Below are 26,766 nucleotides of genomic sequence, written 5' to 3'. Positions count from 1 at the left end.
CCTGTCCGAACCGTTCTTATCGGATCACATTGAGTTTCCGGCATTCCGGATCCATCGTTCCCTGCAGAGAACAGCCCCGTTCTCTGGAGAACTCGATATATTCCACAATCTCCGGAGTGATCCGCTCACCCGGTGTCAGAATCGGAATCCCCGGCGGATAACACATGACAATCTCTGCGCAGATCCGGCCGATGGATTCCTGAAGCGGCAGCTGGACTTTATCCGCATAAAACGCTTCTTTCGGATTCACCACGAGCTCCGGACTGATGAAATCCCCACAGTAAAGGTCCGTGGAGTCTTTGCCGTACCGCTCTTTGATGTCTTCCATCGCACCGACAAGACGCTCGATATCCTGAAGACGGTCGCCGATGGAAATATACGCCAGAATATTGCCGATATCGCCGAACTCGATCTGAATGTCATATTCATCACGAAGCAGGTCATAGACCTCAATACCGGTCAGACCGATTCCCTGCGTGTATACCGAGAGTTTTGTCACATCAAAATCATAGACATCTTTTCCGTTTACGAGTTCCCTGCCGTAGGCGTAATATCCGCCGATCTCGTTGATCTCGGAACGGGCATATTCCGCCATTCCAAACACTTTACCGAAGGACTCGCGGCCATGGAGGGCAAGATTTCTTCTGGAAATATCCAGTGAAACCATGAGCAGATACGATGCACTCGTAGTCTGGGTCAGATTGATGATCTGACGCACATACTCCGGATCGATGTTCGGTCCGGTGAGAAGAACGGAACTCTGGGTCAGACTGCCGCCGGATTTGTGCATGGATACCGCCGCCATATCCGCGCCGGCCGCCATACCGGAAATCGGAAGATTTTCTCCAAAGTACAGATGAGTGCCATGGGCTTCATCCGCCAGAACCTTAATTCCCCTTGCATGGGCAAGTTCAACGATTCCCTTCAGATCGGAAGCGATTCCGTAGTAGGTCGGATTATTGACCAGAATCGCTTTGGCATCCGGATGGGCATCCATTGCTTTTCGGACTTCCTCCAGTTCCATACCGGTTGCAATGCCGATCTTTGGATTAACCTGAACCGGAACGTAAACCGGAATACCCCCGCACAAAACCAGCGCATTGATCACACTCTTATGTACGTTTCTCGGAAGAAGGACTTCTTCCCCTTCCCGGATGTTGGTAAAGATCATCGCCTGAACGGCGCTGGTCGTTCCGCCAACCATCAGGAATGCATGATTTGCACCGAACGCATCCGCCAGCAGATCCTCTGCTTCCCGGATCACGGAGATCGGATGGCCAAGATTGTCCAGCATTTTCATCGAATTGACATCGATTCCAACGCATTTTTCCCCCAAAAAATCCAGAAGCTCGGGATTTCCGCGTCCCCTCTTATGTCCCGGCACATCAAACGGAACAATTCTTCTTTTTCTGAGTTCTCTCATGGCATCGAGAATCGGTGCCGAGCGCTGAGCGATAAGATCCATTTCCTTTTCCCCCACAAAAAACAAAGCGGACACGTCCACTTCATATTACAGAACAAAGTCCGCAAGGGGACTTTGAATCCCCATCCCCTCAATCCTGAGGTTTTGTTTCATAGGGATTTCCGAAGAAAATCCCATGAAAAAAAGCAGACCGAAACTCGCGGTCTGCTTGTGCATTCTTCTGTAATAGTAAACAGATATCGCATTCTGAGTGTCCTGCATGCGATGGTGCCGACTGCTCTTATTGACCGTTCTATAGGATTCCTATCCTTATAAAATTTGAGTCCTCCTGAAACGAATATCCCGTTCAGGGTTGGCCGGAATTTGTCATCAGCCAACAACTTAATCAATAAAAACTTCGACGTGGGCAAACCCACATCATTGTTTACTGCTACAAAAGAAATAGTATCATTTCTGTGCTGTATCGTCAACAGAATAGTGTCCGTTATCCGGTATGTCTCAGACAAGCTTTGTGGTCCATTCCGAACAGTCAATCACTCTGGTCGCCAGTCCCTCATAGAAATCCGGTTCATGACAAACCATCAGGATACTTCCGTTGTACTCCTTCAGCGCTCTCTTCAGTTCGTCTTTCGCGTCGACATCCAGATGATTGGTCGGCTCGTCCAGAACCAGAATATTGGAAGGACGGTTCATCAGCTTACACAGACGAACCTTCGCCTGCTCTCCTCCGGAAAGAACCTTGACGCGGCTCTCGATATGCTTGGTTGTCAGACCGCACTTCGCAAGAGCTGCACGGATCTCTGCCTGATTCCATGACGGAAACTCATTCCAGATCTCCTCCAGACAGGTCGTCTCAATATCCTGAGACATCTCCTGCTCAAAATAACCGATCTCCATATAGGGATCCTTCTCGATCCCGCCCTTCAGCGGACGGATCAGTCCCAGAAGACTCTTCAACAGCGTCGTCTTACCGATACCGTTCGCACCGGTGAGCACCAATTTCTCCTTGCGCTCCATCGTAAAGTCAATCGGTTTTGAGAGGGGCGCCTCATAACCGATCACAAGGCCCTTTGTCTCAAAAAGAATTCTTCCCGGCGTACGGGAGGTCTGGAATCGGAATTCCGGCTTCGGTTTCTCCGCCGCAAGTTCAATCAGCTCCATCTTGTCAAGTTTTTTCTGCCGGGACATTGCCATATTACGGGTCGCAACTCTCGCCTTATTTCTTGCGACAAAGTCTTTCAAATCGGCGATTTCCTGCTGCTGACGGTTGTAGGCCGCCTCCATCTGTGCCTGCTGTACGGCAAATACTTCCTTAAAATGATCGTAATCTCCCACGTAGCGGTTCAACTCGCAGTTGTTCATATGATAGATGATGTTGACCACACTGTTCAGGAACGGAATGTCATGGGAGATCAGAATAAAGGCGTTCTCATATTCCTGGAGATATCTCTGAAGCCATGCAATATGTTCCTGATCCAGATAGTTTGTCGGCTCATCCAGAAGAAGAATGTCCGGTTTTTCCAGGAGAAGTTTGGCAAGAAGAACTTTTGTTCTCTGTCCTCCGGAAAGCTCCGTGACATCACGGTCCAGACCGAGATCGAGAAGACCGAGGGCTCTTGCCACTTCCTCTATCTTAACATCGATCATGTAGAAATCGTGAGCTGACAGAAGATCCTGAAGAAGCCCCGCTTCTTCCATCATCGCGTTCATCTCGTCCTCGGAGACTTCCGGATCTGCCATCTTCTCGTAGAGTCCGTTCATCTCCCGTTCCATATCGAACAGAGAATCAAAAGCCTTGCGGAGGATATCCCGGACGGTGTTCCCCTGCTCCAGAACAGCATGCTGATCCAGATATCCGGCCTTCACATGCTTGGACCACTCGACTTTTCCTTCCTCCGGCTGCATCTTTCCGGTCACAACGCTCATGAAGGTCGATTTTCCTTCTCCGTTTGCGCCGACAAGACCGATATGTTCCCCTTTCAGCAGGCGGAAAGAAACATCATTAAATATCTGCCGGTCTCCGAACCCGTGTGTCAGATGTTCTACATTTAATATGCTCATTCACTTTTTCTCCCTGATTGCAGTCTATGCGGGAAACAAACCATACGTATGACGGAAGTTTCACCGCGAATCCCGCCGGAACCCACGCATATCGCAGAATAACCGATAAACCGCGATGCCTCATCCGGCGAAAATACCTCCGTGTCAAAGCGGCACGATCCAGACAGCCGCCATGGCATTATACAGGAAAGAACAAGAACAGCGCAACAAAAACCGAGAAAAAAGAGAGGGAAGAATTCACTGGTAATAGAACACCGTGAGATAATGCCCCCGGTGAACTGTCGTCCCCTCCATCTGATTCATCCTCCGGATCTCATCAATATAGTCATGATGACTGATGTTCGTATTAACATTATACTTTCGCGCAAGAGACCACAGAGTATCACCATCCTGAAGTTGAACGCTGGTATAATACTTCTTCAGATTCGAAGTGTTGTGGTACGCTTCTGTCTCAATCCGGCCGATCCCGATCACCAAAGATGCTACTGCGGTCAGAATCATCAGGGCAAAAAACTGGACGCGGTGTCTCTTCTGCCTGCGGATTCTGCAGGCCTGACGGACACGGATGTTCCTACGGATATACCGGCGAAACTTCGAATCTTTCACCTCTTCTCTGTCCGAATTCCTGTCTGCCAAAAGACGAACCGATGCTTCCATAACCTGCCTCCCTGTTCTGCCGCTCTTCCAGCCGGCCGCAAATCATTTTCAAACAATCATTTCCGGACAATCGTTCCGCACATCCATCTCAAACATCTGCCCCGAACAATTGTCTCGAACATTTGTTCCTCATGGCATCATTATAATTCCCGAACATTTGTTTGTCAATAAGATTTTCGAACATTTGTTCCCAGGGTTCCATCCGGATTTTCCGAATGTTCTGTCAGCCATATTCATCCAAAGCAATACCGGCCGGCATTTTTTCCGGACCGGCGGAAATATTACCGAACAGCCGTTTGTAAAAAGAGAGAATCTGTGATAGGATAGAAACGAACAGAATTTCGATCACAGGATCTGAAACGATCGGTTCCTATGCCGAAAGTGAGGTATTACATATGAGCAGAGGAAAAGCTCTTCTGAAACAGGAAGAAATATTGGAATATATCAAAGATAACCTTCTCAGCAAAGGTTATCCTCCGACGGTCCGCGAGATCGGCGAAAAAGTCGGTCTCCGTTCCACATCATCCGTTCACTCTCATCTTGAACAGCTTGAGAAGCAGGGCCGGATCCGCCGTGACCCGTCGAAACCGCGTGCAATCGAGATTGTCGATGATGATTTCAATCTGACCCGCCGTGAGGTTGTCAATGTGCCGATCGTCGGAACGGTTGCAGCCGGAGCTCCGATCCTCGCCGAGGAAAACATCGAAAACTATTTTCCGATTCCGGCGGAGTTCCTGCCAAATGAGAAAACCTTTATGCTGACCGTAAAGGGTGAAAGCATGATCGACGCCGGAATCTACAACGGCGACCGTGTGATTGTCGAACAGACCGGCACCGCCTCCAACGGCGAGATTGTTGTGGCACTGATCGACGACGGCGCAACCGTAAAACGTTTTTATAAAGAAAACGGTCATATCCGTCTCCAACCGGAGAATTCAACCATGGATCCCATCATTGTGAAGGATGTCCGGATCCTCGGCAAAGTCATCGGCCTCTTCCGCATGATGAAGTAATTCTCTGCTTGACCGCTTTCGTATCGATGTTTATACTTGAATACGAAAAAAGGGCAGCGTGGTCCGATCTCGGTCGGATTATTCTGCCCTTTTCTGTATTATTTTTTTATGTCACAGGATTGTTTTCATACATGCTTTGTGACGTGAAACCCGTTGTTTTCTTTTTAAAGGAGATCCTATTATGTCATTTTCATTAACGGGCGTACACGAAGAATGCGGCGTTTTCGGCATCTATGATCCCGAAGGGCGTTCTGTTGCCTCCGACATCTATTACGGGCTGTCCGCGCTCCAGCACCGCGGCCAGGAATCCTGCGGAATCGCCGTCACAGACACCTCGGGCCCTGCCGGCAATGTCTGCTACGACCGTGGTCTCGGCTTAGTCAATGAAGTCTTTCACGAGACCAACCTGAATGCACTGAAAGGCAATCTTGGAATCGGACACGTCCGTTATTCCACCACCGGTTCTTCCGTCCTCGCCAACACACAGCCGCTCGTAATGAAATACCTGAAGGGAACGCTGTGCCTTGCGCACAACGGCAATCTGATCAATGCCGCCGAACTCCGTCACGAACTGGAACTGGGTGGAACCCTGTTCCGGACCACCATCGACTCGGAAGTCATCGCCTGTCTGGTTGCCAAGAACCGCGTCACCTCATCTTCTGCCGAGGAAGCTGTCAAGAAGACCTGTGCTTCCATCCGCGGCGCTTATGCCCTCACCGTCACCAGTTCGCGAAAGCTGATCGGCGTACGCGATCCGTACGGCTTAAAACCTCTCTGTCTCGGCAAAAAAGGATCCGGCTGGATCCTCGCATCCGAGAGCTGCGCGATCACATCCGTCGGCGGCGAATTCATCCGCGATATCGAGCCGGGTGAGATCGTCATCATTTCCCACGACGGAGTCCACTCGGATTATCTGGAGGAAAAGCCGTCCCAGCGCGCTCACTGTATCTTTGAATATATCTATTTTGCCCGCCTTGACAGCACCATCGACGGAGTGAGCGTCTATGACGCAAGACTTCGCGGCGGACGTTTTCTTGCCAGGGAATACCCGGTAGAAGCCGATCTGATTGCCGGCGTTCCGGACTCGGGCCTGATCTCAGCCTACGGCTATGCTCAGGAATCCGGAATTCCGTTCGGTTTCATTTTCCACAAAAACAGCTATGTGGGAAGAACCTTCATCAAGCCGACCCAGAAAGAACGGGAAAACGCGGTTAAGATCAAACTCAGCGTTATTCCGGCTGCCGTCAGGGGAAAGCGGATCGTGCTGGTCGATGACTCCATTGTGCGCGGAACCACCATCAAGAATCTGATCCGGGATCTAAAAAAAGCCGGTGCACTGGAGGTTCATGTCAGAATCTCCTCACCGCCTTTTCTTCACCCGTGTTTCTTCGGAACCGACGTTCCGGGAACCTCGTCCCTGATCGCACATGAGCACTCCGTAGAGGACATCCGCCGCGAGATCGGCGCAGACAGTCTTGGTTATATGACGGTCAGTGCGCTTTCCGAACTCTCCGGCGGACTGCCGATCTGCAGAGCCTGCTTCACCGGATCTTATCCGATGACCGTTCCGGATCACGATATCAGTATGGATCTGGAACAGTCAACCTGATCAGAGATCTTTTACGTCCCCGATCATTTTTCCATCCATCCACATTCTCTCCAGATCGTAGAATTCACGTTCTTCGGTCTGGAAAATGTGGACGATAATATCCCCGTAATCTTCGAGGATCCACGTTCCCTGTCCGTATCCTTCCGTCTTATGGACGCCTTTCCCCGCTTTCGCGAGTTTTTCTTCCAGATTGTCCGCAAGTGCATGAACCTGACTGGCTGATGCGCCGTCGCAGATGATAAAGTAATCCGCTATCACGGAGATCTCATGAATATCAATGATGCGGATATCATTTGCCTTTTTGTCTTCCAGTGCATCCACCGCGATTTTTACATATTCCTTCGTTGTCATTTCAGCCATGCAGTGCGTTCTCCTTTTCTTTTCTGCAGTATTCAAATGATGCCAGTGAGTTTGAATCAATGAAACTTCCGGTGGTCCTCAGATAATCCAGAATATTCTCCTGAATCTCATAAAATGCCTCGTCCAGATCCGTAAATGCCATCACCCGGAATTCCTCCATCCGCGGCAGCATTTTGCGCCCCGGTTCAATATAATCGGCAATATAGACGATCTTATCGAGAAGCGACATGCCGGGTTTTCCCGTCGTGTGATTTGCGATCGCGGAGAGAATCTCCGGATCATGGATCCCGTATTCATGTTCCGCCTTCCAGGCCCCAAGTTTTGCGTGGATGACGGCCGGCGCGGCAAGTTCATCCGCGGTCAGCCCGATCTTCCGTCTTCGGCATTCTTCAACAATCGCGGAATTATCATAACATTTCGCGCAGTCATGGAGAAGTCCTGCCGTCTCCGCCTTTTTCAGATCCGCTCCCCAGCGCATCGCAAGCGCGCAGGCTGTGTAGCAGACTCCCAGCGTGTGCTCATAGCGCGATGGCTTCAGAATCTTTTTTAACCGTTCCCGGATTTCTATATTATGATCATTCATCCTTAACCCTCACCCGCGGTATAACCGATGCCCTTCGATGTATTCCAGCGTCTTCTCCGGTACCATTCCGGTAATATCCAGTCCTTCTTCCACCCGCCTGCGAATCTCGGCTGACGAAACATCGATCTCACGGCAGTGCAGGACGGAAATCTTCGCGCCGTATTTTGCCTCAAGATACCGGATATGCGGCGTCAGTTCGTCCGTCTCCGGTCCATGTGTCTCATCATCTTCGCGCTGGGCCGCCAGAAACGGCACATGGCTCAGAATATAATCCGGATGATACCAGGTTTCAATGTGCCGGACAGAATCCTCCCCGACGATAAAATAAAACTCATCCGCGGGATAGTCTTCCGCGAGAAGCCGGAGTGTATCCGCCGTGTAAGTATATTCCGCATCCCGTCGCAGCTCATAGTCCGAGCAACGGAAATACGGGCGGTCGGCAATGGCTGCGCGAATCATGGCAGTCCGATCCTCCTCGTCCGTGATGCGGTGATCTTTTTTGTGCGGCGGAATCTTGGACGGCATGAACCAGATCTGATCCAGACCGTACTCGCGGTAGGCCTGTTCCGCCAGAACCAGATGACCGACGTGAATCGGATCAAAGGTCCCCCCCATTATGCCGATTTTTGCCATGTGATTTACTCCGGAAGCACGATTTTTCTCTTTTTCTCGTCTTTTGCCGGTTTATAGAGCACGATCTTTCTTCCGATTACCTGAACCACCTCGGAACGGGTGCGCTCGGACAGCATCCGGGCGAGCACATTGCCGTCATCCGCACAGTTCTTCAGAATATTGATCTTAATGAGCTCTCTCTTTTCCAGAATCTCTGCGATAGCCTCGGTAAACTCCGGGGTCAGACTGGATTTGCCGATCTGGAACGACGGCTCAATGTTCATTGCAAGTCCCTTTAGATAGGATCTCTGTTTGCTTGTCATGGAAAAACCTCCGTTTTTTGCCCACAGACTCAAACTGGCAATCTTGTTTGTCTGTTTGAGCCGCCAATCAAAGTTTGAAAAAATGATTCTCAAACTTACTCTCTGTAATAGTCAAATGCATGTCCGTACATTCGAACCGTATCGCCTTCGTTGATGCCCATCTCCTCAAGTTTATCGAGAATGCCGGCTTTCTTAAGGAATTTCTGGAAGAACTGGAAGCCCTTCTCCGACTCCAGATTGGTATATCCGAGCATCTTTTCAATCTTCGGACCTTCGACAACGAAATTGCCCTTGTCGTCAATCACCACCGTATACGGAAGATCTTCCACCTGCGGCACATATTCATACTCGGACTCATAGAACATGGCCTCCTTCGGAACGGTCTTCAGAACGTCATTGACGTACCACAGCAGTTCTTTCACACCCTCGCCGGATACTGCCGAAATCGGATACACCTTGAAGCCTTCCGGCTCAAATGTCTCACGGATACGGCGGATCGGGTCTTCTTCCCCTTCTTCCGTCACAATCGAATCCACCTTGTTGGCCGCGATAATCTGCGGCTTTTTGGAGACATCCACACTGTATTTTTCCAGCTCATGCTGAATCGCGCGGATATCCTCGATCGGGTCTCTTCCCTCCGTCGATGCGGCGTCCACCACATGAATCAGCACACGGGTTCTCTCGATATGGCGAAGGAAATCAAGGCCGAGCCCTGCGCCTTCCGCCGCACCCTCGATAATTCCCGGGATATCGGCCATCACAAAGCCTTCTCCCTGGGCGAGATCCACTACGCCGAGATGCGGCTGAAGCGTTGTAAAGTGGTAGTTGGCAATCTCCGGTCTTGCGTTGGAGCACCGGGAAAGCAGTGTGGATTTTCCGACGTTCGGGAAGCCCACCAGACCGACGTCCGCGATCATCTTCAGTTCCAGCACGACATAGAGTTCCTGTGCCGGTTTTCCCGGCTGGGCGTACTGCGGCACCTGCATGGTCGGAGTCGCAAAATGGTGGTTTCCGAGACCGCCCTTTCCGCCCTTCAGAACAACCACTCTCTGGTTTTCTCCGGACATATCGACGATCACCTGACCGGACTCCGCATCTCTGACCACGGTTCCCTCCGGAACCTTCAGGATAATATCCTCGCCGTCGGCACCGTGACGTTTTCTCTTTTCACCCGCGCCTCCGTCGCCTGCCTTGTATTTCCGGACGTGGCGGAAATCATTCAGCGTATTCAGGCCCTTATCGACCTGAAAAATGACGTCGCCGCCTTTTCCTCCGTCACCGCCGTCCGGGCCTCCCGCAGCCACAAACTTCTCACGGCGAAAGCTGACATGGCCGTCGCCGCCTTTTCCGGATCTGATATAAATTTTTGCATTGTCAGCAAACATGTCTTCTCCTCCGTATGTTTCGATCTATTCATTATTTTCCGTTGTTGTTTCGTTTTTGCGCGCAATGGCTTTTTTCTGTTATAGAAAATTCCCGTAATTTCCCATAACAGAAAAAAGCCCCGTACGCGCGAGACGTACGGGACTTCGGTTTGATTACTCGTTGATTGCTCTCGGGTAAACAGAAACCTGCTTCTTGTCTCTGCCTTTACGCTCGAACTTTACAACACCGTCAACCTTAGCGAATAATGTATCGTCCTTACCAAGACCTACATTAACTCCCGGATGGATATGTGTTCCACGCTGTCTGTACAGGATGTTGCCTGCCAGAACGAACTGTCCGTCTGCTCTCTTGGCGCCAAGTCTCTTGGACTCGGAATCACGGCCGTTCTTTGTAGAGCCGACACCCTTTTTATGAGCGAACAGCTGAAGGTTCATGTTGAACATAGTTTACACCTCCCTGTCAATTATCCTGATATACTCATCTCCGTACTGCTTTTCAATGCTCTCGAGACCGAGAACAAAGGAACGCGCAAGGAGAGCTGACTCTTTACTGATCTCACCGGTAAAGGAAAAGTGAAACACCCCGGAATCCTGATCCGCCGTGAACGGGTCCTCCGTGAATTCTTCCACCGAATTGGCAAAATTCAGAGCAAGAACCGAAACCGCAGCGCATACAATATCCCGGCCGTATTCGTCGAAACCGGCATGACCGTTCATCTCGACTTTTCTTACCTGACCCTCAGAGTCATAATACAACTTTGCTTCGACCATTTAGTCTCAAGCGTTGATCTTTTCGATCTTAACTTCTGTGAAGAGCTGTCTGTGACCGTTCTTCTTGTGGTAGCTCTTCTTCGGCTTGTACTTGTAGACAATAACCTTCTTAGCCTTGCCTTCCTTGACAACGGAAGCGGATACGCTTGCACCGTCAACAACCGGCGTACCGATCTTCAGGTCTCCGTCATTTCCGACAACCAGAACCTGATCAAAAGTTACAGTCTCGCCAGCATTTGCACCGAGCTTCTCAACGCGGATAACGTCGCCCTCGGCAACCTTGTACTGCTTACCACCGGTAGCTATAATCGCATACATCTGATGGCACCTCCTATTATAATTACTCGCCAGCTTTGGCGGCACCCCCAATGGGTGCACTTACAGCCTCGCTGTGCGGCATACTTTAGTAATATAACAATCGTGAAAATCTTTGTCAATCGTTATTTTTGTTTTTTTCGGGGAAATTTCACAGACAACGCCGGAACACTTCCGCAATCGGCCTTCTCTGTTTCTGTCGGGTAACCTCCACCAGCCCGAGTGCCGTCATGTCGACCACTACCGTTCGAACATGATCTTTCGAAACCGCATCCCGAAGGCATCTCAGAACTTCTTCCACGTCCTCTTTTTCTTTCATGTTGATGAAATCAATGAGGATCATTCCGGTCAGATTCCGGAGAGACATCTGCCGTGCCACCTCTTCTGCCGCTTCCAGATTGATTTTCCGGACGGCGTCGCGCATCTTTTTTCCGGTGATATATTTTCCGGTATTCACATCAACCACCGTCAGCGCCTCCGTGCGCTCAATGACAAGATTGGCGCCGGACTTCATCCATACAAGGCTTCGAAGCGCCCCGTCCAGTTCTTTTTCCAGCCCGCGCAGCTTTGCCAGAGGAATCATGGAGTCCTCGTAAAACCGAAGTTTTTCCAGTCCGTCCGGCGCTTCCTGCCGAAAATACTCTGCGATCCGCTCCCTGACTTCCGGCAGGTCCGTTACCACCTCTTCGAGAAAAGATGCCGTGTCGCGAAGCTGCCGGATGTACTCCGGATCACTGTCCCGAAGTCTGGTAAAGGGCGTGCGCATTCCGGCTTTCCGGACGGTTTCTTCCGCTGTCTTCCGCAGATTCCGGAGTTCCTCCGCAAGTTCCTCTTCCGGGACCCCGTCAGCGGCCGTCCGGATGATTGCCCCGTATTCTCCGTCAAGCAGCAGGCCGGCGATGCCCTTCAGCCGCTCCCGCTCCGCGTCGCTCCGGATTTTGGCCGAGACGCCGATTCCGCCGTCTCCCACGGTCACCACGGAATAACGCCCCGGAAAGGACAGCTCGCATGTCAGAACAGGATCCTTTGTCTTTACCGCCTCTTTTGCGATCTGAACCGGAAAGCATTCTCCGTTCCTCAGAGGACGGCCGTGGGCTTCCTTAAAGCTCAGATATCCGATTTTTCCCGGGAGATATTCGACAAATGCCGCATTGATGTTCTTCAGGACATTCTGAACTCTCCCGACAAAGATCTCACCGATTTTTCCATCTCCATCGTTTTCCTCCGGAATCAGGGCCATCAGCCGGCCGTTGTCATATCCCGCCGTGACCGTTTTTCCTTCGAGTTCCGTAATCACAAAACGGTTCAACGGATCTCCTTTCCGAAATCTTCCAGTGATTTCAGAACCGGTGCCTCCTCGGTACCGACATTGGCATAGAGTTCTTCCCTCTCCACCTGTATGTCAAATTTCGGATACTCCATTCCGATGGATGCGCAGTACGCTTCCAGAACCTGCTCCGGCTTCGTGTTGGCCGCGCTTCCGCTGGCAAGGCGCAGGAAATATCCGGATCTCTCGGACGGATCCGAAATCAGAACACGGTCAAAATCCCCGATCCTGGCATCGCCGAACATCACGGCCATAATACCGAGCGGTGTCGTCGGCCGCGCTTCCAGGATTCGTTCCCGGAGATCGAGTTCTTTTTCGCCCTTTTTCGTCTTCTTGACATAGGGGATGTGGTCCTGTTCCACAAATCTTCCGAATCCGGCCCAGAATTCCTCCTCGGATTCCGGAGCCGATCCCTCCTTGAACCAGACCTTGTAATCCGCAAACGCAACCTGACTCATCGCATTTTTAGTATTGTCATCGAGCTGGCGCCAGCTGAGAATATCCATACCTTCCGGCACACAGCTGTTCACCTGCTCCACCATCTCTGCGCTGGTTCCGCAATGTTCCACCTCGATATCCATATACTCGCCGTTACTGATCATTCCGACCGACAGCGGAGACGCAAAACTCATGATCTGATGCGGGCTGAAACCGCCGCTGTATTTGATCGCGACATCGGCTCTCTTCATGGTCTTCTGGTATGTGCGCATCAGATCCAGATGACCCACAAAGCGCACAAATCCCTGCTTACGAAATTTAATTCTGATCTTCAAAGCACACACCTCCTCCCATCTTCTTCATGCCGCAGCCGGAGCAGCGCTCCCGGCAGTTCGGCGTCACAATTCCTTTTTTCGCATTTGCCCACTCCCGTTCAAGGAAAGACCGGGTAACGCCGGCATCGATGAAATCCCACGGAAGAATCTCGTCCACCGGACGTTCTCTGCGGACATAGAAATCCGGATCCACACCGCACTCCTCAAACGAGGATGTCCAGTTTTCCAGCACGAATCTCTCATTCCACGCATCATAGATGGAACCTTTCCGGTACGCTTTTTCAATGACGTCTGCCACCCGGCGGTCGCCTCTGGCAAAGATGCCCTCCAGCACCGAGACATCGGATTCATGCCAGTGATAACGAAGACTCTTGCGGTTCAGCATTTCCTTCATCGCATGGTTGACGATGGCCGCCTTGTGAAGGAATTCGTCCGCCGAATCCATCTTTGCCCACTGGAACGGTGTGAACGGCTTCGGAACGAAGAACGAGGTGCTTGCCGTGACGGAACATTTACCGCTGCGCTCTTCTTTCGGAACGGTGTCGTAATAGAGTTCCGCAATTTTCTCGGACAACTCCGCAATTCCGCGGACATCGTCCTCATTTTCCCCCGGAAGACCGAGCATAAAATACAGTTTTACCTTATTCCAGCCGCCCTTAAACGCCAGCTCGGCACCGCCGAGAATCGTCTCTTCGGTCAGTCCCTTGTTGATGACGTCGCGCATCCTCTGGGAACCTGCCTCCGGTGCAAAGGTGAGGCTCGACTTCTTGATATCCTGAACCTTGCTCATGACATCCAGCGAGAACTGATCGATGCGAAGGGACGGAAGCGAAATATTGACGCCGTTTTTTCCGTGCTTCTCAATCAGATAATTCAGCAGTTCGTCCACCCCGCGGTAGTCACTCGTGGAGAGGGAACTTAGGGTGATCTCCTCATAGCCGGTATTATGAAGAAGGGCGTCCGCCAGTTTTTCCAAATGCTTCGGATCCTTTTCCCGGACCGGGCGGTAGATCATACCGGCCTGGCAGAAACGGCAGCCGCGGATGCAGCCTCGCATGACTTCCAGCGTAACCTTGTCCTGCGTTGCCTTGATAAACGGCACCACCGGCTTATCCGGATAAACCGCTTCCGTCATATCCATCCAGAGAACACGCTTCACGGTCTCCGGCACATCCGGCTCATTCGGTTTCATTGACCGGATCGTTCCGTCTTCCCGATATGTCACATCATAAAACATGGGGACATAGATACCCGGGATCTGCGCCGCAGCCAGAAGGAACTCCCGCCGCGTCTTGTTCTGCGCCCGGCAGAGCTTATAGGTGTCGAGCAGACGGTCATAACAGACCTCGCCTTCCCCGATATAGAACATATCGAAGAACGGGGCGATCGGTTCCGGATTCAGCGCACAGGGTCCGCCCCCGATGACGATCGGATCGTCCCAGGTTCTGTCTTCTGCATGGAACGGAATCCCCGAGAGATCCAGAATCTGCAGAATATTCGTGTAGCACATCTCGTACTGCAGGGTGATTCCGAGGAAATCAAATTCCCCGATCGGATCCTGGCTCTCCAGAGCGAACAGCGGAATCTTTCGCTGACGCATGATTTCATCCAGGTCCGTCCACGGCGAGTATACCCGCTCACACCAGACATCCTCTCTCCGGTTGAGCATATCGTACAGAATCTTGATTCCGAGATGGGACATTCCAATCTCATAGACATCCGGAAAGCACATGGCAAAGCGAATATCCACCTTGTCCTTCTCCTTCAGGACACTGTTGACTTCACCGCCGATATAACGTGCCGGTTCCGAGATCGAAAGCAGTATATCGTCCGTCAAAGCAAGTTTTCTCATATGTTATCCTCCAGGCTCCGGTGCGGGCCGGATTGGTCCGGCCCCGTATCCGAGCTGACAAATAAAGTCTGAACATTTGCGTTCAGGCTTTATCCTCTACAATTCTTCCGTATCATCCCTTGATTCGAGATCGCGGGCCAGCGGTTCCAGATAATGCACAAAAATCGCCCCTTTGGATTCGATTTTCCATGTCTTGTCCAGTTCCTCAAACGTGAAACTCTTTCGTCCGCCGTCTTTCATCCGATCCCAGAACCAGCTGAGATTTCGGAATGGAAGATAATACATTTCCCGTTTCTGTGTATAGCTGATGATCAGAAATGCCACTCCGCCCTGTTCTTCGAAGGCCCGCATGAATTCCACCTGATGTTCGTGAACATTGGCAAGGGGAAATGTGTCCTTCGCGCATTCCTTCGCGTCAAAGCAAACCGGCACCCCCTGAACCGCTCCGATGTAATCCACCGTACTCTGCTGGTCAAAATACGCCAGCGTAATCCGGCCGGTGCCGGAATCCAGCTGCACCGGCGTAATCGGAGTCGGAATCTTCTGAATCAGTGCCAGTTTCCGTTCCCCATAGATTTCATTTGTCCGGTTGATCAGTTCCTCCAGCGTGCTTCCGCGAAGTCCGTGTCCGTTCCAGGTTCCCATCCGCTCACCTCCGATTCCGAATCTCACGGATGAGCTGTTTCATCTTCAGCGGCGGTTCCGCCTCAAAGACCTTTCCGGAAAGCGCGTCCAGCCCCGCCGGCATGGTTTTCGGAAATTCCAGTCTTCTCGCATGAAGAAGCTGCATACGGACTCCGTAGCAGTCTCTCAGCATCCGGTTGAATGCGGCATCTCCGTACTTTGCATCGCCTCCGACCGGATGTCCCAGAGACGCCAGATGCGCGCGGATCTGATGGGTTTTTCCGGTAATCAGGCGGACTTCCATCAGTGTGGCGTAAACGTCTCCGTCCGGCCCAACCGGTGCAGTCAAAAGGGGCCGGTACGCCGTCTCAATCGGAACGGCATCCGGTCCTGCAGCTTTCTTATCCTCCGGCCCGTAAAGCCGGACCGTATTGCTCCGCTCATCCTTTTCCAGATATCCGCGGACGGTCATGCCGCGGTCCGATTTCCCGAGCACGATCGCATAATAGTATTTTCCGATGCTGCGATTCCGGATGAGTTCCGCCATTCCCTGAAGGCCCGGGAGTGTCTTTCCGCAGATCACAATTCCGCTGGTATTGCGGTCAAGACGGTTGGCCACCGAGGGATGAAACGTGCGAAATTCCTCCTCCGTCAGCGATCCCTGATCAAAAAGATACCGGATCAGATACTCATTCAGCGACTCATCGGTGTCCTTTGCCTTCTGTGTCAGCATCCCCTGCGGTTTGTTGACCAGAAGAATATGCTCATCCTCATAGATCACATTCAGCGGATGGGACGGATACCGGTCACGGATTCGAACCGCCGGAGTTCTTCGCCCATCCGGGGTTCCTCTCCCCTCCGGTGCTGCATCCGAAGCGGCACTGGAAGCCGGAAGCGGACTGCCGGAAAACTTCTCCATGGTCTCATCCGAGAAAAACAGCTTGATGACATCGCCGGCCAGAACCTTCTCGGTACCGTCGGCCTTTTTTCCGTTCAGCGTTATATTCTTTTTCCGAAGCATCTTATAAAGAAACCCCTTGGACGCGTTGGGAAGAAGTTTTGCAAGGTATTTGTCAAAACGCTGACCGGCGTCATTTTTTCCAATGATACGTTCTGTCATTTCTATATCCTTATTCTTCTTACGGATTCAGACGGAAATCTTTTCCAGAACTTCCACCGCGTAATTGACGGTACCGTCATCCTCGTATTCTGATGCCGGCTTCAGCGAATCAAACCGCTTGTCGAACACTTTCCTGTCCTTGATCACATGAAAATTCGGGTCCAGATGCATCGCGGCCAGTGTATTGTTGACATTGTCTTCCGCACGGTCCGTCACCACCTTCGGGTTGGTGCACCAGCCGTAGATCCCCGTCGGATGAACGACCAGCACATCCATCACCATCACGTCCTCCTTGGTTGTGATGATCAGATCATACAGTATGCGGAAATCCTTTTCCCGTGCGGAATACTGATCGTAATCTTCCTTCTTCATCGTCTTCCACGGATAAAGAACCACAAACGGGGACAGGATATTCGCGAGAGGAATCGCCGCCAGCACGGCCGCAATGGATCCGAGAGCCGTGTGATAGCTGAAATCCGCTAAAAAACGGACGCCAAGTCCCACCAGAATCAGCGCGCCGAAAAAGCTAATGTATCCGATCTGTCTCTTTTTATACTGGTCTCTGTACCCGTATGTTCCTTTCTCAATCCTGCTCAAGCATTTTCTCCTTTCATACTGCCTCCGGGCCGGGCAAATCCATGTTCCCGGGGCAAAATTTCATCCCATATTTCAAACCGTTTCCTGCCCGGACGAATCCGTATTCCCGGGGCGGAATTTCATCCCATATTTCAAACCGTTTCCTGCCCGGACGAATCCGTATTCCCGGGCGAAAATACATCCCAAATCTTCAATAACCATTCATGCGGAAGAATCGAGCACAGGAGACGAAATCCCTTCATGGTGATTCCGTACACCGAAATACTTTTCCCCGCCATACAGTCGCGGACAGCAGCCCTCGCGACACGCCCCGCATCTGCCATCACCAGTTTCTTGTAAACCGGAATCTCGCCGGTTCTCTCGGCAATGTCAAAGAATTCCGTGCGCACCGGCCCCGGGCAGACCGCCGTCACAGCGATCCGACGCGGTTTCAGTTCCGCTCCCAGAGCGCGGCTGTAAGAGAGAACGTATGCCTTCGTCGCTGCATAGACGGCAAATCCCGGCTGCGGCAGAAAAGCCGCGGCGGAAGCAAAGTTCAGAATACGGCTGTTCACAGGCATATACGGGAGAACCGTCTCCGTGATCCGCGTGAGGGATTCGCAGTTTACCCGAATCATGGACGCGGACAGGTCCGCGGAAATCTCCCCGGCCTTTCCGATGGCGCCGAACCCGGCCGCATTGACCAGAAAACGGACCCGAGGCGAAGTTTTTTCCAGTTCCTCCTGCAGAGTACGGACTGCCCCCTCTTTTCCCAGATCGACGGAAATTATTTTCGTCTTCACCGGAAGAGACTCAGACAGTTTCTCAAGCCGCTCTTTTCTGCGGGCGATGAGCCAGATCTCCGAGATACCCGAAAAACAGTCCGCAAGGATCTCCGCGCACTCTTTTCCCATTCCGGATGATGCGCCTGTGACAATGGCAATGTTCATTCCCGTTCTCCTTTCCGGAGTTTTCCTATCACAAAGGAAAGCCGGTGGGATAATCCCATCCGGCTTACTGTCGTTCGTATGCCTGAGAAGGAGCCAGCGGCCAATCTCGGTATGCGTTCCTATACGGCTGTCACATCAGCTCGCAAAATCCGCGGGCCTCCCATCAAGATTGAGAGGATGGCGGAGCCGAAGTCCGCTCGCGAACTTTGTCTGTCCGCCTGTTACCGGTTATCATCCGCTCCGGTGAGACTTCCGGCAAGCTCATTGCGGTTGCTCGAGACAATCTCATAACTGGACTGGAGAGAACCGCGAAGCGAATCAAAGCGGCTTTCCGCATCCTGAAGAGAATGCTGAATAATGCTCTGAAGTCCGCCGAGCATATCGTCCGTATATTTCAGAGACTGCTGTTTCAGCGTGTTGGCCTGAAGAACAGCGTTGTCCACGATCTCCTGAGCCTGTGCCTGCGCCTGGCTGATGATCTGCGCCGCTCTGGCCTGTGCCTGCTGTGTGATCTCGCTCTGCTCAACCATCTGTCCGGCCTGCGCCTGCGCTCTCGCAATCATGGTGTCCGCCTCTGTCTTTGCGGCATTTCTCGCCTTGTCGGCCTCCGCTCTGGATTCATTCAGAATCGCATCCTGATTGCTGATAATTTTCTGATACTGTTTAACCTCTTCCGGGGTCCTCATTCGAAGCTCGGTGAGAAGCTCTTCCATCTCCTCACGGTTAACAATGATCTTTTCATTGGAAAACGGCTGTGTTCTGCAGCTTGCAATATACTCCTCAATTTCTGAAATGATCTGCTCGATCTTGCTCATGACCCTTTTCTCCTCTGTTTATCGTTCTCCCTGGTATCCCAGGATTTTCCCCCTGAATTTATCTCTGACCTTTTTTGCTATTTCCGGATCAAGAAATGCGGAGATATCCCCGCCGTACATCGCGACTTCCTTCGCCATACTGGAACTGAGATAAGCATATTTGAGATTTGTGGTAAGAAATAATGTATCAAGTTCCGGTGCGATCACACGATTCATCTGCGCCAGCTGAAGCTCATACTCAAAATCCGTCACTGCGCGAAGCCCGCGGATGATGACATTGGCGCCGTTTAATCTCGCAAAATCAACGAGAAGCCCGTCAAATGACAGAACTTCGACGTTCGGAATATCCCTTGTTACGTACTTTAACATATTAACACGTTCTTCTTCGGAAAACAACGGAGATTTTGCGCTGTTGCGCAGAACTCCGACGATCACCTTATCAAAAATTTTTGCAGAACGCTCAATGATATCAACATGTCCCAGCGTCACCGGATCAAAACTGCCCGGATAAATCGCAGTCTTCATATACTATATATCCCCCAAACTCCGGAAAAATGAATCTTCATTTTTCCAAGCGATCACAGCAGTTTTCCGCTCGGAACGGTTCCGCTGTCTGCGTTTTTCACTCGTTCTCCGAAGCCTCCGCTGTGGCGCTTTTTCTCCGGAAGAACTCGTGCTTGCTGGATTTATACACTTTTTCTCTTTCCAGCTGATAGCCAAACTCCTGCGCGTAATCGAATTTGGTCTCTTTGGACGCCTCTACCACAATCAGGGTGGAGTCATCGACCAGCGATGAATTACTGAGCCGTTCGAGAACATTTTTCTCATACTCATGGTTGTACGGCGGATCCATGAAAATAATGTCCGCCTTCACGCCGCGGCCTTCCAGTTTCCGGATTCCGGCCATCACATCGCAGATCATCAACTCACCCTGTTCGGTAAAACGGGTGGTTTCCAGATTCTTCTGAATGCAGGCAGCCGCTTTCCGGTTATTCTCAACCAGATATGCCTTCTGTGCGCCGCGGCTCAGGGCCTCGATCGCAATGGCACCGCTCCCGGAATACAGATCCACAAAGACCGCACCCGGAAGTTCAAAATTAAGCATATTAAAAAGCGTCTCCTTGATCTTATCACCGGTTGGTCTGGTATCATTTCCATCCACCGTAACAAGAAGCAGACGCCTTGCAGATCCAGCAATAACTCTCATCCGCCTGTTCCCCCGCTCTGTCTGAAATTATGCGAGCAACGAGCCGGAACCCATACCCGCATGAGTCATCCGGCAACTGCCGCGAAACGGCCAAAAACCGCCATGTGGAATCCGGCCCGTCCGCATTCTGCGCATAGGTATCTTTATTATAAATGTTGCACCGGCTTTTCACAAGACCTTTCCGTTCTCAGAGCGATATTTACACGCGGAACGTGATTCACTGTCAAAACGAAAACGCATCCCGGATCAGGTGAATCCGGTTCCCGAGAATGGCCGCGACGTCAAACCGGATCGGCACATCGGGCGAAATCCCGTTTCTTGTCAGATAATACTGTGCCGTCATCCGAATCTTCTGCTGCTTCCGCGCGTCGACCGCCTCCGCTGGATCTCCGCTGCGGCCGTCCCTCCGGTATTTCACTTCCACAAAGACAAGATATTCGTTCTCCCGGCCGATCAGATCGATCTCGCCGAACCGGCTACGGAAATTCCGTTCCAGAATCCGGAAACCGATGGACTCTAGAAACACGGCACAGGCCGCTTCATATTTGCTTCCTTCTTTTCTTTGATTTCTGCTGGAACCCTCCGAAGCAATCGCCTTCTTTCTGATCAGTGGATGGTCTTCAGGAATGTCTTCCGGTGAATCGGACAAAGCCCGTTCTCCCGGATCGCCTCATAGTGCTGTTTTGTTCCGTATCCCTTGTGTTTGGCAAACCCGTACGCCGGCCAGACCCGGTCATATTCCTCCATCATGCGGTCCCTTGTCACTTTTGCCATGATGGAAGCGGCCGCAATGGAGACGCTCTTTGCATCTCCCTTGATGATCTTGATCTGCTTATCCTCCGGAAGTCCCGGCACAATCAGGGCATCGTTCAGAAAAAGATCCGGTGTCACGCCGAGACCGGCCACCGCTCTCCGCATCGCCTCATAGGTTGCCTGCAGAATATTCAGCGCGTCAATCTCCTCCGCGGTCACAATACCGACGGACCAGGCAACCGCCTTTTCGCGGATTTCGTCATAGAGCGCATCTCTTCTTGCCGGTGAAAGCTTCTTAGAATCATTCAGATGAAGGAGCGTGCAGTCTTTCGGAAGGATTACCGCACCGGCCGCCACCGGCCCTGCCAGAGGGCCGCGTCCCGCCTCGTCCAGACCACAGATCATTTCACAGTCCGGGTGCGCCTTTTCATATTCCTTCATACCTTCCAGCCGCACCAGTTCCTGTTCCAGCTTCTCACCTTTCAGTTCTCGCAATGCCATATACTTTCCTCCGGCGGTATCTCCAGTGTAACATGTCCCATTCTTCCCGCACGGAAATCCGTGAGAAAAAGTGCTGCCGCCCGGTCATAATCCAGCTCCGCGCCGGCCTTAAGGCAGCCTCTTGCCCGCGCCTCCTCGGTGAGCAGAGACGGAGCGTCCATCTCCTCCGTCAGTTCCGTCTTAAGCCACGCCCGGAAGGTGTCCGGATATGCCCGGCGCATATATTCGATCAGTTCCAGCACCAGTTCCGCCTGCGGAAGAACGTCATCGCTGATGGCACCGAGAAAGGCCAGATTGCGGCTGACCAGATTGTCATCGAATTTCGGCCACAGAATTCCCGGCGTGTCCAGCAGTTCCAGGGTCTTATCCAGGCGAATCCACTGATCGCTTCTGGTGACACCCGGCTTGTTTCCGGTCTTCGCTGCTGTCTTTCCGGCGATAGAGTTGATAAAGGTCGATTTTCCCACATTCGGAATGCCGGCTACCATCGCGCGGATCGGTTTATTCAGAATTCCTCTTCTGCGGTTGCGCTCAATCCGCTCCTTGGAGACATCCATAATGACCGCCCTCATCCGGCGGACGTCCTTTGTCACGCGGGAATCCAGCGGAACGGCGCGGATACCTCGTTTTCCGTACCACTCGATCCACTGTTTCACGAGCTGCTCATCCGCCAGATCCGCCTTATTCAGAAGAATCAGCCGGTCTTTGTTCGCGGCCATTTTGTCAATATCCGGATTGCGGCTTCCGAGAGGAAGTCGCGCGTCGGCGATCTCGATGACAAGGGTGACCAGTTTCAGGTCTTCGGTCATCGCACGCCGGGCTTTGGTCATGTGACCCGGGTACCACTGTATATTCATAGCTTCTCTCTTTCTATTCGCTTCTCGCGCAAACGGGTGAAACACTCTTCGCGTTTTTGTTTCATAGGGAATTTCGGAGAAATTTCCTATGAAACATTAAAGGAGGGACAATTTGCATTGCCCCTCCCCAGTCGTCACAGAAAAGTAAATTCGATTATCGGATAACTTCCTTAATCTTTGCAGCCTTACCGGTTCTCTGTCTAAGGTAGTTCAGCTTCGCTCTGCGAACCTTACCGTGTCTAACAACCTCGATCGCCTCAACGTTCGGGGAGTTAACCGGCCATGTTCTCTCAACGCCTACGCCGTGGGAAGACTTTCTTACGGTGAAGGTTTCTCTTGCGCCGCCGCCCTGTCTCTTCAGAACAGTGCCCTCGAATACCTGAGTTCTGGTGTTGGTACCCTCAACGATTCTTACGGAAACGCGAACAGTATCACCTACTGCAAACTCTGCTACTTCCTTTAACTGTGCTTCTTCGATCTTCTTAATGATCTCGTTCATCGGTATGAACCTCCTCAAAATATTTGATGCTCTTAATACTCATCCGTAACAGCGGAACATCTCTTCATTTCACGATTTAGTATATTATCATAAAACCCGCATAACTGCAAGCATTTTTCTTGTGCCGCAAAAGCGGATGCGAAGGCAGGGTTCCATGCCCTGCCGCAAAAATTTCAGCGTCAAACCTTCGGCTCTGACTCGCCGGACAGCGCTGCAGAATTCTCGGCGTCACGCCTTCGGCTCTGACTCGCCGGACGGTGCTGCAGAATTTTCGGCGTCAGCCGGTGTCTCTTTTTCCTTTCGGAGTTCTGCCAGAAACTTTTTTTCTTTCTTTGAAAGAAACGTTTCATCCAGCAGATCCGGCCGGTGTTCCAGCGTCCGCTCGATGGACCGCTCTCTTCTCCACTCATCGACCTTTTTGTGATCCCCCGAGAGAAGAATTGCCGGAACCTTCCGCCCCATGAATTCCTCCGGTCTCGTGTACTGCGGATACTCCAGAAGATTGTCGTGGAAGGTCTCAAACTCGGCCGAGACGTCGTTGTTTAGTACCCCCGGAACCAGACGGGATATGCAGTCGATCATCACCATGGCCGGAAGCTCGCCTCCCGTCAGCACATAGTCGCCGATGGAGAGATAATCCGTCACGCACATTTCCAGCGCCCGTTCGTCGATTCCCTCATAGTGACCGCAGAGAAAGACGAGATCTTCTTCTTGTGCCAGTTCTTGCGCAATCTTCTGGCTGAACACACGGCCCTGGGGCGTCATATAGATAACACGCGGTCTCTTCCGTCCCTCCTCGGTCACCCGGTTGCACACATGCTCCACCGCACCTACAACCGGCGCCGCCTGCATAACCATTCCGGCGCCGCCGCCGTACGGGTAATCGTCGACGTGATGATGTTTTTCATCCTCCGAGAAATCCCGGATGTTGGTGGCGTCAACGGAAATCAGTCCCTTGTCCATTGCCCGCCCCGTGATCGAGGTCGATACACCCTGATCGATCATTTCCGGAAACAGAGTCAGAACATGAAAATGCATAAAAAACCTCCAATAAGTGATGGGCAGCGTTCGTCAGGCCTGCCGGAATATCCGCTGAAATACTCCGGAATCCGCCCGCAGGACCTGACCGGAACTGTTTTTACAGATCCAGAAGCCCCGGCATCAGGTGAACTTCCACCAGTCCCGCTTCCAGATCAACCCGAAGTACGCAGTCCGGGATCACCGGCAGCAGGATCTCTTTTCCGCCGGCCGTCTTGACGATATAGACGTCATTTGCCCCTGTCTCCATGACATCCTTCAGAATTCCGAGTTCCTGACCGTCATCGGTCACAACCTTCAGCCCGATGAGATCCGCAATGAAGTATTCCCCTTCTTCCAGCTTCTGGGCATGTTCGCGGTCGACCATCAGATCGTTACTCTTCAGCAGTTCCGCCGCGTTCCGGTCATCGATGCCCTCCAGCTTCAGGATCACCATTTTCTTGAAATATTTGACATTCTCAATCCGGCGGATTGTCTCCTGCGCGCCCTTTTTGACAATGACGCTTTCCAGCTTCTCAAACCGTTCCGGATCATCGCTGGTCGGAAATACGTTAACCTCACCGCGAATGCCGTGTGCGGACGTAATCACGCCAACACGAAGTAAATCAACCATATTCTGTCCTTTCGGCGCATCTGTCTCAGAGCGCTTTTTCTGTCACCGCACGATATCCGAAGTAAGTGCCCGGTGATGTTTCTTTCCGCACTAAGCCTGAAAATCCCCCGCAAAATGCTCCACCAATGAAAAACCGCTGCCCCGAAAAAGGGCCGCGGTCTTTCCATTATTCTTCGATCTCTACCGTGACTTTCTTGTCGCTGCCGGAAGAAGCCGCTTTCACGACCGTACGGATCGCTTTTGCGATTCTTCCCTGCCTGCCGATCACTTTTCCCATATCGGAAGGTGCTACATGCAGCTGTACCACGATCTCATTATCCTGTTCGGATTCTGTGACAACAACCTCAGACGGGCTGTCTACAAGAGCCTTGGCGATGACCTCCACAAGTTCCTTCATGCGCACCACCTTTTCGTCAAGTCAGCAGTTGATTACTGAAGACCAGCTGTCTTGAGAAGACGTGCAACAGTCTCTGTCGGCTGAGCGCCGTTGGAGATCCAGGTCTTAACCTTCTCCTCATCGAACTTTACGGTAGCCGGCTCAGTGTTCGGATCGTAGGAACCGATCTCCTCGATGAAGCGGCCGTTTCTCGGATATCTGGAATCAGCAACTACGATTCTGTAGTACGGTGCCTTCTTCATACCAATTCTCTTCAGTCTCATCTTTACCATGATAATTTCCTCCTGATCATATCGATCTGTAATTTTCTTTATGTACAACGGCACAAAATGCCGATCATACGCTTATTTCTCTCAGAACGGGAACTTGTTTCTCCCGAACATTCCGCCCATGACGTTTAATCCGCCGAAGCCTCCGAAACCGCCATGTTTTTTTCCTTTTCCCATCATACCCGGAAGCTGTTTCATCATTTTCCGCATATCCGCAAACTGTTTTACCAGGCGGTTCACTTCCGCAATATCGACGCCTGCGCCCCTGGCAATGCGCTTTTTGCGGGACGGATTCATCAGATCCGGATGACTTCTCTCCTCCGCGGTCATGGAATGAATGATCGCCTCGATGCGGTGCATCTGTTTCTCACCGCTCTCAAGATCAATATCCTTCAGTTTTCCCATCCCCGGAAGCATTCCGAGAATGCCGCCCAGTCCGCCGAGTTTGCGGAGCTGCTGCATCTGTTTCAGGAAATCGTCGTAATCAAATTCCGCTTTGCGGATCTTCTGGGAAAGTTTCTTCGCCTCATCCTCGTCGACAATCGCCGTTGCCTTGTCGATCAGGGAAAGAACATCGCCCATTCCGAGGATTCTGGATGCCATGCGGTCCGGGTAGAACTGCTGGAGATCCTCCAGTTTCTCGCCCATGCCGACATAGAGAATCGGCTTTCCGGTTACGGCACGAATCGAAAGCGCTGCACCGCCTCGGGTGTCACCGTCAAGTTTCGTCAGAACCACGCCGTCCACGCCGATCTTCTCATCGAAGGTCGATGCGACATTGACCGCTTCCTGACCGGTCATGGAGTCAACCACAAGGATCGTCTCGTCAACCGCAACCGAAGCCTTGATGTTCTGAAGTTCTTCCATCAGCCTGTCATCAATCTGAAGACGGCCGGCTGTATCCAAAATCACCAGATTGCTTCCGGTGTTCTTCGCGTGTTCGATGGCCGCTTTCGCAATGTTGACCGGATCCGCCTTGCCCATGGCAAAAACCGGAACTCCGACCTTTTCTCCATTGCGCTGAAGCTGCTCGATCGCTGCCGGACGGTAGACATCCCCCGCAACCAGAAGCGGCTTTCTGCCGGCCTGTTTGAACTTTCCGGCGAGTTTTGCCGCCGTTGTCGTCTTACCGGCACCCTGAAGACCGATCATCATCAGAACCGTGATCTCGTTGGACGGGCGGAATTTAATCTCCGTCGTCTCCGAGCCCATCAGGCTGACCATCTCTTCATTGACGATCTTGATGACCATCTGTCCCGGGTTCAGGCCTTCCAGCACATCGGTGCCGACGGACCGTTCCTGAACTTTCTTTATAAAATCTTTGACAACCTTGAAGTTTACATCCGCCTCTAACAGCGCAAGCTTCACTTCCCGGAGACCTGCTTTCACATCTGCTTCCGACAATCTTCCCTTACCGGTCAGATTCCGGAAAATGTTCTGCAGTTTGTCTGAAAGACTCTCAAATGCCATATGTCCTCCTGCG

32 protein-coding genes are annotated in these 26,766 nt (G+C 51.9%); 2 read left to right on the top strand and 30 right to left on the bottom strand.

Annotated features, from left to right (window positions below; translation table 11 throughout):
• Positions 1-16: 16 nt before the first annotated feature.
• The 3 genes from BMW41_RS06555 to BMW41_RS14935 form a co-directional block, all read right to left on the bottom strand.
• Complete coding sequence (locus BMW41_RS06555) at positions 17-1,465, bottom strand: aminotransferase class I/II-fold pyridoxal phosphate-dependent enzyme (protein ID WP_074649394.1); 1,449 nt, start codon at positions 1,463-1,465, stop codon at positions 17-19.
• Positions 1,466-1,921: 456 nt separating this feature from the next.
• Positions 1,922-3,484 carry an ABC-F family ATP-binding cassette domain-containing protein gene (locus BMW41_RS06550; RefSeq protein ID WP_074649393.1) on the bottom strand — a complete coding sequence of 521 codons (1,563 nt, stop codon included), beginning with the start codon at positions 3,482-3,484 and terminating at the stop codon, positions 1,922-1,924.
• Positions 3,485-3,721: 237 nt separating this feature from the next.
• Entirely contained in the window at positions 3,722-4,141 is a 420-nt protein-coding gene (locus tag BMW41_RS14935) for a LysM peptidoglycan-binding domain-containing protein (RefSeq protein ID WP_242870302.1), read from the bottom strand.
• Positions 4,142-4,536: 395 nt separating this feature from the next.
• Between BMW41_RS14935 and lexA the strand changes: the two genes are divergently transcribed.
• Together lexA and purF are read left to right on the top strand one after the other, a co-directional pair.
• Complete coding sequence (gene lexA / locus BMW41_RS06540) at positions 4,537-5,154, top strand: transcriptional repressor LexA (RefSeq protein WP_074649392.1); 618 nt, start codon at positions 4,537-4,539, stop codon at positions 5,152-5,154.
• Positions 5,155-5,335: 181 nt separating this feature from the next.
• Positions 5,336-6,763: an amidophosphoribosyltransferase gene (gene purF, locus BMW41_RS06535; RefSeq protein ID WP_074649391.1), complete on the top strand. Its 1,428-nt coding sequence runs from the start codon at positions 5,336-5,338 to the stop codon at positions 6,761-6,763.
• On the opposite strand, the gene rsfS is transcribed toward purF, so the two are convergent.
• The 27 genes from rsfS to ffh all read right to left on the bottom strand — a co-directional run bounded on the left by rsfS (position 6,764) and on the right by ffh (position 26,753).
• Positions 6,764-7,123, bottom strand: a complete 360-nt coding sequence (gene rsfS / locus BMW41_RS06530) for a ribosome silencing factor (RefSeq protein WP_330386950.1) — start codon at positions 7,121-7,123, stop codon at positions 6,764-6,766.
• Entirely contained in the window at positions 7,116-7,706 is a 591-nt protein-coding gene (gene yqeK / locus BMW41_RS06525; RefSeq protein WP_074649390.1) for a bis(5'-nucleosyl)-tetraphosphatase (symmetrical) YqeK, read from the bottom strand. The genes rsfS and yqeK overlap by 8 nt, the downstream gene beginning before the upstream one ends.
• A 9-nt stretch (positions 7,707-7,715) precedes the next feature.
• Entirely contained in the window at positions 7,716-8,339 is a 624-nt protein-coding gene (nadD, locus tag BMW41_RS06520; protein WP_074649389.1) for a nicotinate-nucleotide adenylyltransferase, read from the bottom strand.
• 5 nt (positions 8,340-8,344) lie between these two features.
• Positions 8,345-8,641, bottom strand: a complete 297-nt coding sequence (gene yhbY / locus BMW41_RS06515) for a ribosome assembly RNA-binding protein YhbY (RefSeq protein WP_031471457.1) — start codon at positions 8,639-8,641, stop codon at positions 8,345-8,347.
• Between the two features lie 95 nt (positions 8,642-8,736).
• Positions 8,737-10,026: a GTPase ObgE gene (gene obgE / locus BMW41_RS06510; RefSeq protein WP_074649388.1), complete on the bottom strand. Its 1,290-nt coding sequence runs from the start codon at positions 10,024-10,026 to the stop codon at positions 8,737-8,739.
• Between the two features lie 153 nt (positions 10,027-10,179).
• Complete coding sequence (gene rpmA / locus BMW41_RS06505; RefSeq protein WP_031471455.1) at positions 10,180-10,470, bottom strand: 50S ribosomal protein L27; 291 nt, start codon at positions 10,468-10,470, stop codon at positions 10,180-10,182.
• Between the two features lie 3 nt (positions 10,471-10,473).
• Positions 10,474-10,797 (bottom strand): ribosomal-processing cysteine protease Prp, encoded by a 324-nt coding sequence (locus tag BMW41_RS06500; protein WP_074649387.1) that lies wholly within the window; start codon positions 10,795-10,797, stop codon positions 10,474-10,476.
• 6 nt (positions 10,798-10,803) lie between these two features.
• Positions 10,804-11,115 carry a 50S ribosomal protein L21 gene (gene rplU / locus BMW41_RS06495; protein ID WP_031471453.1) on the bottom strand — a complete coding sequence of 104 codons (312 nt, stop codon included), beginning with the start codon at positions 11,113-11,115 and terminating at the stop codon, positions 10,804-10,806.
• A 148-nt stretch (positions 11,116-11,263) separates the two neighbouring features.
• Positions 11,264-12,421, bottom strand: a complete 1,158-nt coding sequence (locus BMW41_RS06490; protein ID WP_074649386.1) for a ribonuclease E/G — start codon at positions 12,419-12,421, stop codon at positions 11,264-11,266.
• Positions 12,418-13,221 carry a TIGR03936 family radical SAM-associated protein gene (locus tag BMW41_RS06485; protein ID WP_334292495.1) on the bottom strand — a complete coding sequence of 268 codons (804 nt, stop codon included), beginning with the start codon at positions 13,219-13,221 and terminating at the stop codon, positions 12,418-12,420. Before BMW41_RS06485 ends, BMW41_RS06490 begins: the two co-directional genes overlap by 4 nt.
• Complete coding sequence (locus tag BMW41_RS06480) at positions 13,196-15,064, bottom strand: TIGR03960 family B12-binding radical SAM protein (protein WP_074649384.1); 1,869 nt, start codon at positions 15,062-15,064, stop codon at positions 13,196-13,198. The genes BMW41_RS06485 and BMW41_RS06480 overlap by 26 nt, the downstream gene beginning before the upstream one ends.
• A gap of 96 nt (positions 15,065-15,160) precedes the next feature.
• Positions 15,161-15,709: a Holliday junction resolvase RecU gene (locus tag BMW41_RS06475; protein WP_074649383.1), complete on the bottom strand. Its 549-nt coding sequence runs from the start codon at positions 15,707-15,709 to the stop codon at positions 15,161-15,163.
• Between the two features lie 4 nt (positions 15,710-15,713).
• Entirely contained in the window at positions 15,714-16,808 is a 1,095-nt protein-coding gene (locus tag BMW41_RS06470) for an RluA family pseudouridine synthase (RefSeq protein WP_074649382.1), read from the bottom strand.
• Between the two features lie 27 nt (positions 16,809-16,835).
• Positions 16,836-17,405 (bottom strand): hypothetical protein, encoded by a 570-nt coding sequence (locus BMW41_RS06465; protein ID WP_074649381.1) that lies wholly within the window; start codon positions 17,403-17,405, stop codon positions 16,836-16,838.
• A gap of 131 nt (positions 17,406-17,536) precedes the next feature.
• The gene (locus BMW41_RS06460) at positions 17,537-18,334 is read right to left on the bottom strand and encodes an SDR family NAD(P)-dependent oxidoreductase (protein ID WP_074649380.1); all 798 of its coding nucleotides are present in this window, start codon (positions 18,332-18,334) and stop codon (positions 17,537-17,539) included.
• A 221-nt stretch (positions 18,335-18,555) separates the two neighbouring features.
• Positions 18,556-19,149 carry an SPFH domain-containing protein gene (locus BMW41_RS06455; RefSeq protein WP_031471446.1) on the bottom strand — a complete coding sequence of 198 codons (594 nt, stop codon included), beginning with the start codon at positions 19,147-19,149 and terminating at the stop codon, positions 18,556-18,558.
• A gap of 18 nt (positions 19,150-19,167) precedes the next feature.
• Positions 19,168-19,674: a pantetheine-phosphate adenylyltransferase gene (gene coaD, locus BMW41_RS06450; RefSeq protein WP_074649379.1), complete on the bottom strand. Its 507-nt coding sequence runs from the start codon at positions 19,672-19,674 to the stop codon at positions 19,168-19,170.
• A gap of 97 nt (positions 19,675-19,771) precedes the next feature.
• On the bottom strand, positions 19,772-20,356 hold the full coding sequence (gene rsmD / locus BMW41_RS06445) for a 16S rRNA (guanine(966)-N(2))-methyltransferase RsmD (protein WP_074649378.1): 585 nt from the start codon (positions 20,354-20,356) through the stop codon (positions 19,772-19,774).
• Between the two features lie 223 nt (positions 20,357-20,579).
• Positions 20,580-20,966, bottom strand: a complete 387-nt coding sequence (locus BMW41_RS06440; protein ID WP_420341568.1) for a YraN family protein — start codon at positions 20,964-20,966, stop codon at positions 20,580-20,582.
• A complete protein-coding gene (locus tag BMW41_RS06435; protein ID WP_177171178.1) occupies positions 20,963-21,610 on the bottom strand; it encodes a ribonuclease HII in 648 nt (215 codons plus the stop codon). The genes BMW41_RS06440 and BMW41_RS06435 overlap by 4 nt, the downstream gene beginning before the upstream one ends.
• Complete coding sequence (gene ylqF, locus BMW41_RS06430; RefSeq protein ID WP_074649377.1) at positions 21,592-22,467, bottom strand: ribosome biogenesis GTPase YlqF; 876 nt, start codon at positions 22,465-22,467, stop codon at positions 21,592-21,594. The genes BMW41_RS06435 and ylqF overlap by 19 nt, the downstream gene beginning before the upstream one ends.
• A 154-nt stretch (positions 22,468-22,621) precedes the next feature.
• Complete coding sequence (gene rplS, locus BMW41_RS06425) at positions 22,622-22,966, bottom strand: 50S ribosomal protein L19 (protein WP_074649376.1); 345 nt, start codon at positions 22,964-22,966, stop codon at positions 22,622-22,624.
• 228 nt (positions 22,967-23,194) lie between these two features.
• Complete coding sequence (gene trmD, locus BMW41_RS06420; protein ID WP_074649375.1) at positions 23,195-24,004, bottom strand: tRNA (guanosine(37)-N1)-methyltransferase TrmD; 810 nt, start codon at positions 24,002-24,004, stop codon at positions 23,195-23,197.
• Positions 24,005-24,104: 100 nt separating this feature from the next.
• Positions 24,105-24,617 (bottom strand): ribosome maturation factor RimM, encoded by a 513-nt coding sequence (gene rimM, locus BMW41_RS06415; protein ID WP_074649374.1) that lies wholly within the window; start codon positions 24,615-24,617, stop codon positions 24,105-24,107.
• 166 nt (positions 24,618-24,783) lie between these two features.
• Positions 24,784-25,014 (bottom strand): KH domain-containing protein, encoded by a 231-nt coding sequence (locus BMW41_RS06410; RefSeq protein ID WP_031471438.1) that lies wholly within the window; start codon positions 25,012-25,014, stop codon positions 24,784-24,786.
• Positions 25,015-25,046: 32 nt separating this feature from the next.
• Positions 25,047-25,289: a 30S ribosomal protein S16 gene (gene rpsP / locus BMW41_RS06405; protein WP_031471437.1), complete on the bottom strand. Its 243-nt coding sequence runs from the start codon at positions 25,287-25,289 to the stop codon at positions 25,047-25,049.
• A gap of 78 nt (positions 25,290-25,367) precedes the next feature.
• A complete protein-coding gene (gene ffh / locus BMW41_RS06400; RefSeq protein WP_074649373.1) occupies positions 25,368-26,753 on the bottom strand; it encodes a signal recognition particle protein in 1,386 nt (461 codons plus the stop codon).
• Positions 26,754-26,766: the final 13 nt, after the last annotated feature.

The organism is [Clostridium] aminophilum (assembly GCF_900101295.1).
GTDB lineage: Bacteria > Bacillota > Clostridia > Lachnospirales > Lachnospiraceae > Clostridium_R > Clostridium_R aminophilum_A.
Note: the sequence above shows the minus strand (reverse complement) of the source record. Positions and strands in the feature narration are given on the sequence as shown.

Coding starts and splice junctions, on each gene's coding strand:
- BMW41_RS06555 (WP_074649394.1), bottom strand. CDS start 1,465: ATGGATCTTATCGCTCAGCGCTCGGCACCGATTCTCGATGCCATGAGA.
- BMW41_RS06550 (WP_074649393.1), bottom strand. CDS start 3,484: ATGAGCATATTAAATGTAGAACATCTGACACACGGGTTCGGAGACCGG.
- BMW41_RS14935 (WP_242870302.1), bottom strand. CDS start 4,141: ATGGAAGCATCGGTTCGTCTTTTGGCAGACAGGAATTCGGACAGAGAA.
- lexA (WP_074649392.1), top strand. CDS start 4,537: ATGAGCAGAGGAAAAGCTCTTCTGAAACAGGAAGAAATATTGGAATAT.
- purF (WP_074649391.1), top strand. CDS start 5,336: ATGTCATTTTCATTAACGGGCGTACACGAAGAATGCGGCGTTTTCGGC.
- rsfS (WP_330386950.1), bottom strand. CDS start 7,123: ATGGCTGAAATGACAACGAAGGAATATGTAAAAATCGCGGTGGATGCA.
- yqeK (WP_074649390.1), bottom strand. CDS start 7,706: ATGAATGATCATAATATAGAAATCCGGGAACGGTTAAAAAAGATTCTG.
- nadD (WP_074649389.1), bottom strand. CDS start 8,339: ATGGCAAAAATCGGCATAATGGGGGGGACCTTTGATCCGATTCACGTC.
- yhbY (WP_031471457.1), bottom strand. CDS start 8,641: ATGACAAGCAAACAGAGATCCTATCTAAAGGGACTTGCAATGAACATT.
- obgE (WP_074649388.1), bottom strand. CDS start 10,026: ATGTTTGCTGACAATGCAAAAATTTATATCAGATCCGGAAAAGGCGGC.
- rpmA (WP_031471455.1), bottom strand. CDS start 10,470: ATGTTCAACATGAACCTTCAGCTGTTCGCTCATAAAAAGGGTGTCGGC.
- BMW41_RS06500 (WP_074649387.1), bottom strand. CDS start 10,797: ATGGTCGAAGCAAAGTTGTATTATGACTCTGAGGGTCAGGTAAGAAAA.
- rplU (WP_031471453.1), bottom strand. CDS start 11,115: ATGTATGCGATTATAGCTACCGGTGGTAAGCAGTACAAGGTTGCCGAG.
- BMW41_RS06480 (WP_074649384.1), bottom strand. CDS start 15,064: ATGAGAAAACTTGCTTTGACGGACGATATACTGCTTTCGATCTCGGAA.
- BMW41_RS06475 (WP_074649383.1), bottom strand. CDS start 15,709: ATGGGAACCTGGAACGGACACGGACTTCGCGGAAGCACGCTGGAGGAA.
- BMW41_RS06470 (WP_074649382.1), bottom strand. CDS start 16,808: ATGACAGAACGTATCATTGGAAAAAATGACGCCGGTCAGCGTTTTGAC.
- BMW41_RS06460 (WP_074649380.1), bottom strand. CDS start 18,334: ATGAACATTGCCATTGTCACAGGCGCATCATCCGGAATGGGAAAAGAG.
- BMW41_RS06455 (WP_031471446.1), bottom strand. CDS start 19,149: ATGAGCAAGATCGAGCAGATCATTTCAGAAATTGAGGAGTATATTGCA.
- coaD (WP_074649379.1), bottom strand. CDS start 19,674: ATGAAGACTGCGATTTATCCGGGCAGTTTTGATCCGGTGACGCTGGGA.
- rsmD (WP_074649378.1), bottom strand. CDS start 20,356: ATGAGAGTTATTGCTGGATCTGCAAGGCGTCTGCTTCTTGTTACGGTG.
- BMW41_RS06435 (WP_177171178.1), bottom strand. CDS start 21,610: ATGGCATTGCGAGAACTGAAAGGTGAGAAGCTGGAACAGGAACTGGTG.
- ylqF (WP_074649377.1), bottom strand. CDS start 22,467: ATGAATATACAGTGGTACCCGGGTCACATGACCAAAGCCCGGCGTGCG.
- rplS (WP_074649376.1), bottom strand. CDS start 22,966: ATGAACGAGATCATTAAGAAGATCGAAGAAGCACAGTTAAAGGAAGTA.
- trmD (WP_074649375.1), bottom strand. CDS start 24,004: ATGCATTTTCATGTTCTGACTCTGTTTCCGGAAATGATCGATCAGGGT.
- rimM (WP_074649374.1), bottom strand. CDS start 24,617: ATGGTTGATTTACTTCGTGTTGGCGTGATTACGTCCGCACACGGCATT.
- BMW41_RS06410 (WP_031471438.1), bottom strand. CDS start 25,014: ATGAAGGAACTTGTGGAGGTCATCGCCAAGGCTCTTGTAGACAGCCCG.
- ffh (WP_074649373.1), bottom strand. CDS start 26,753: ATGGCATTTGAGAGTCTTTCAGACAAACTGCAGAACATTTTCCGGAAT.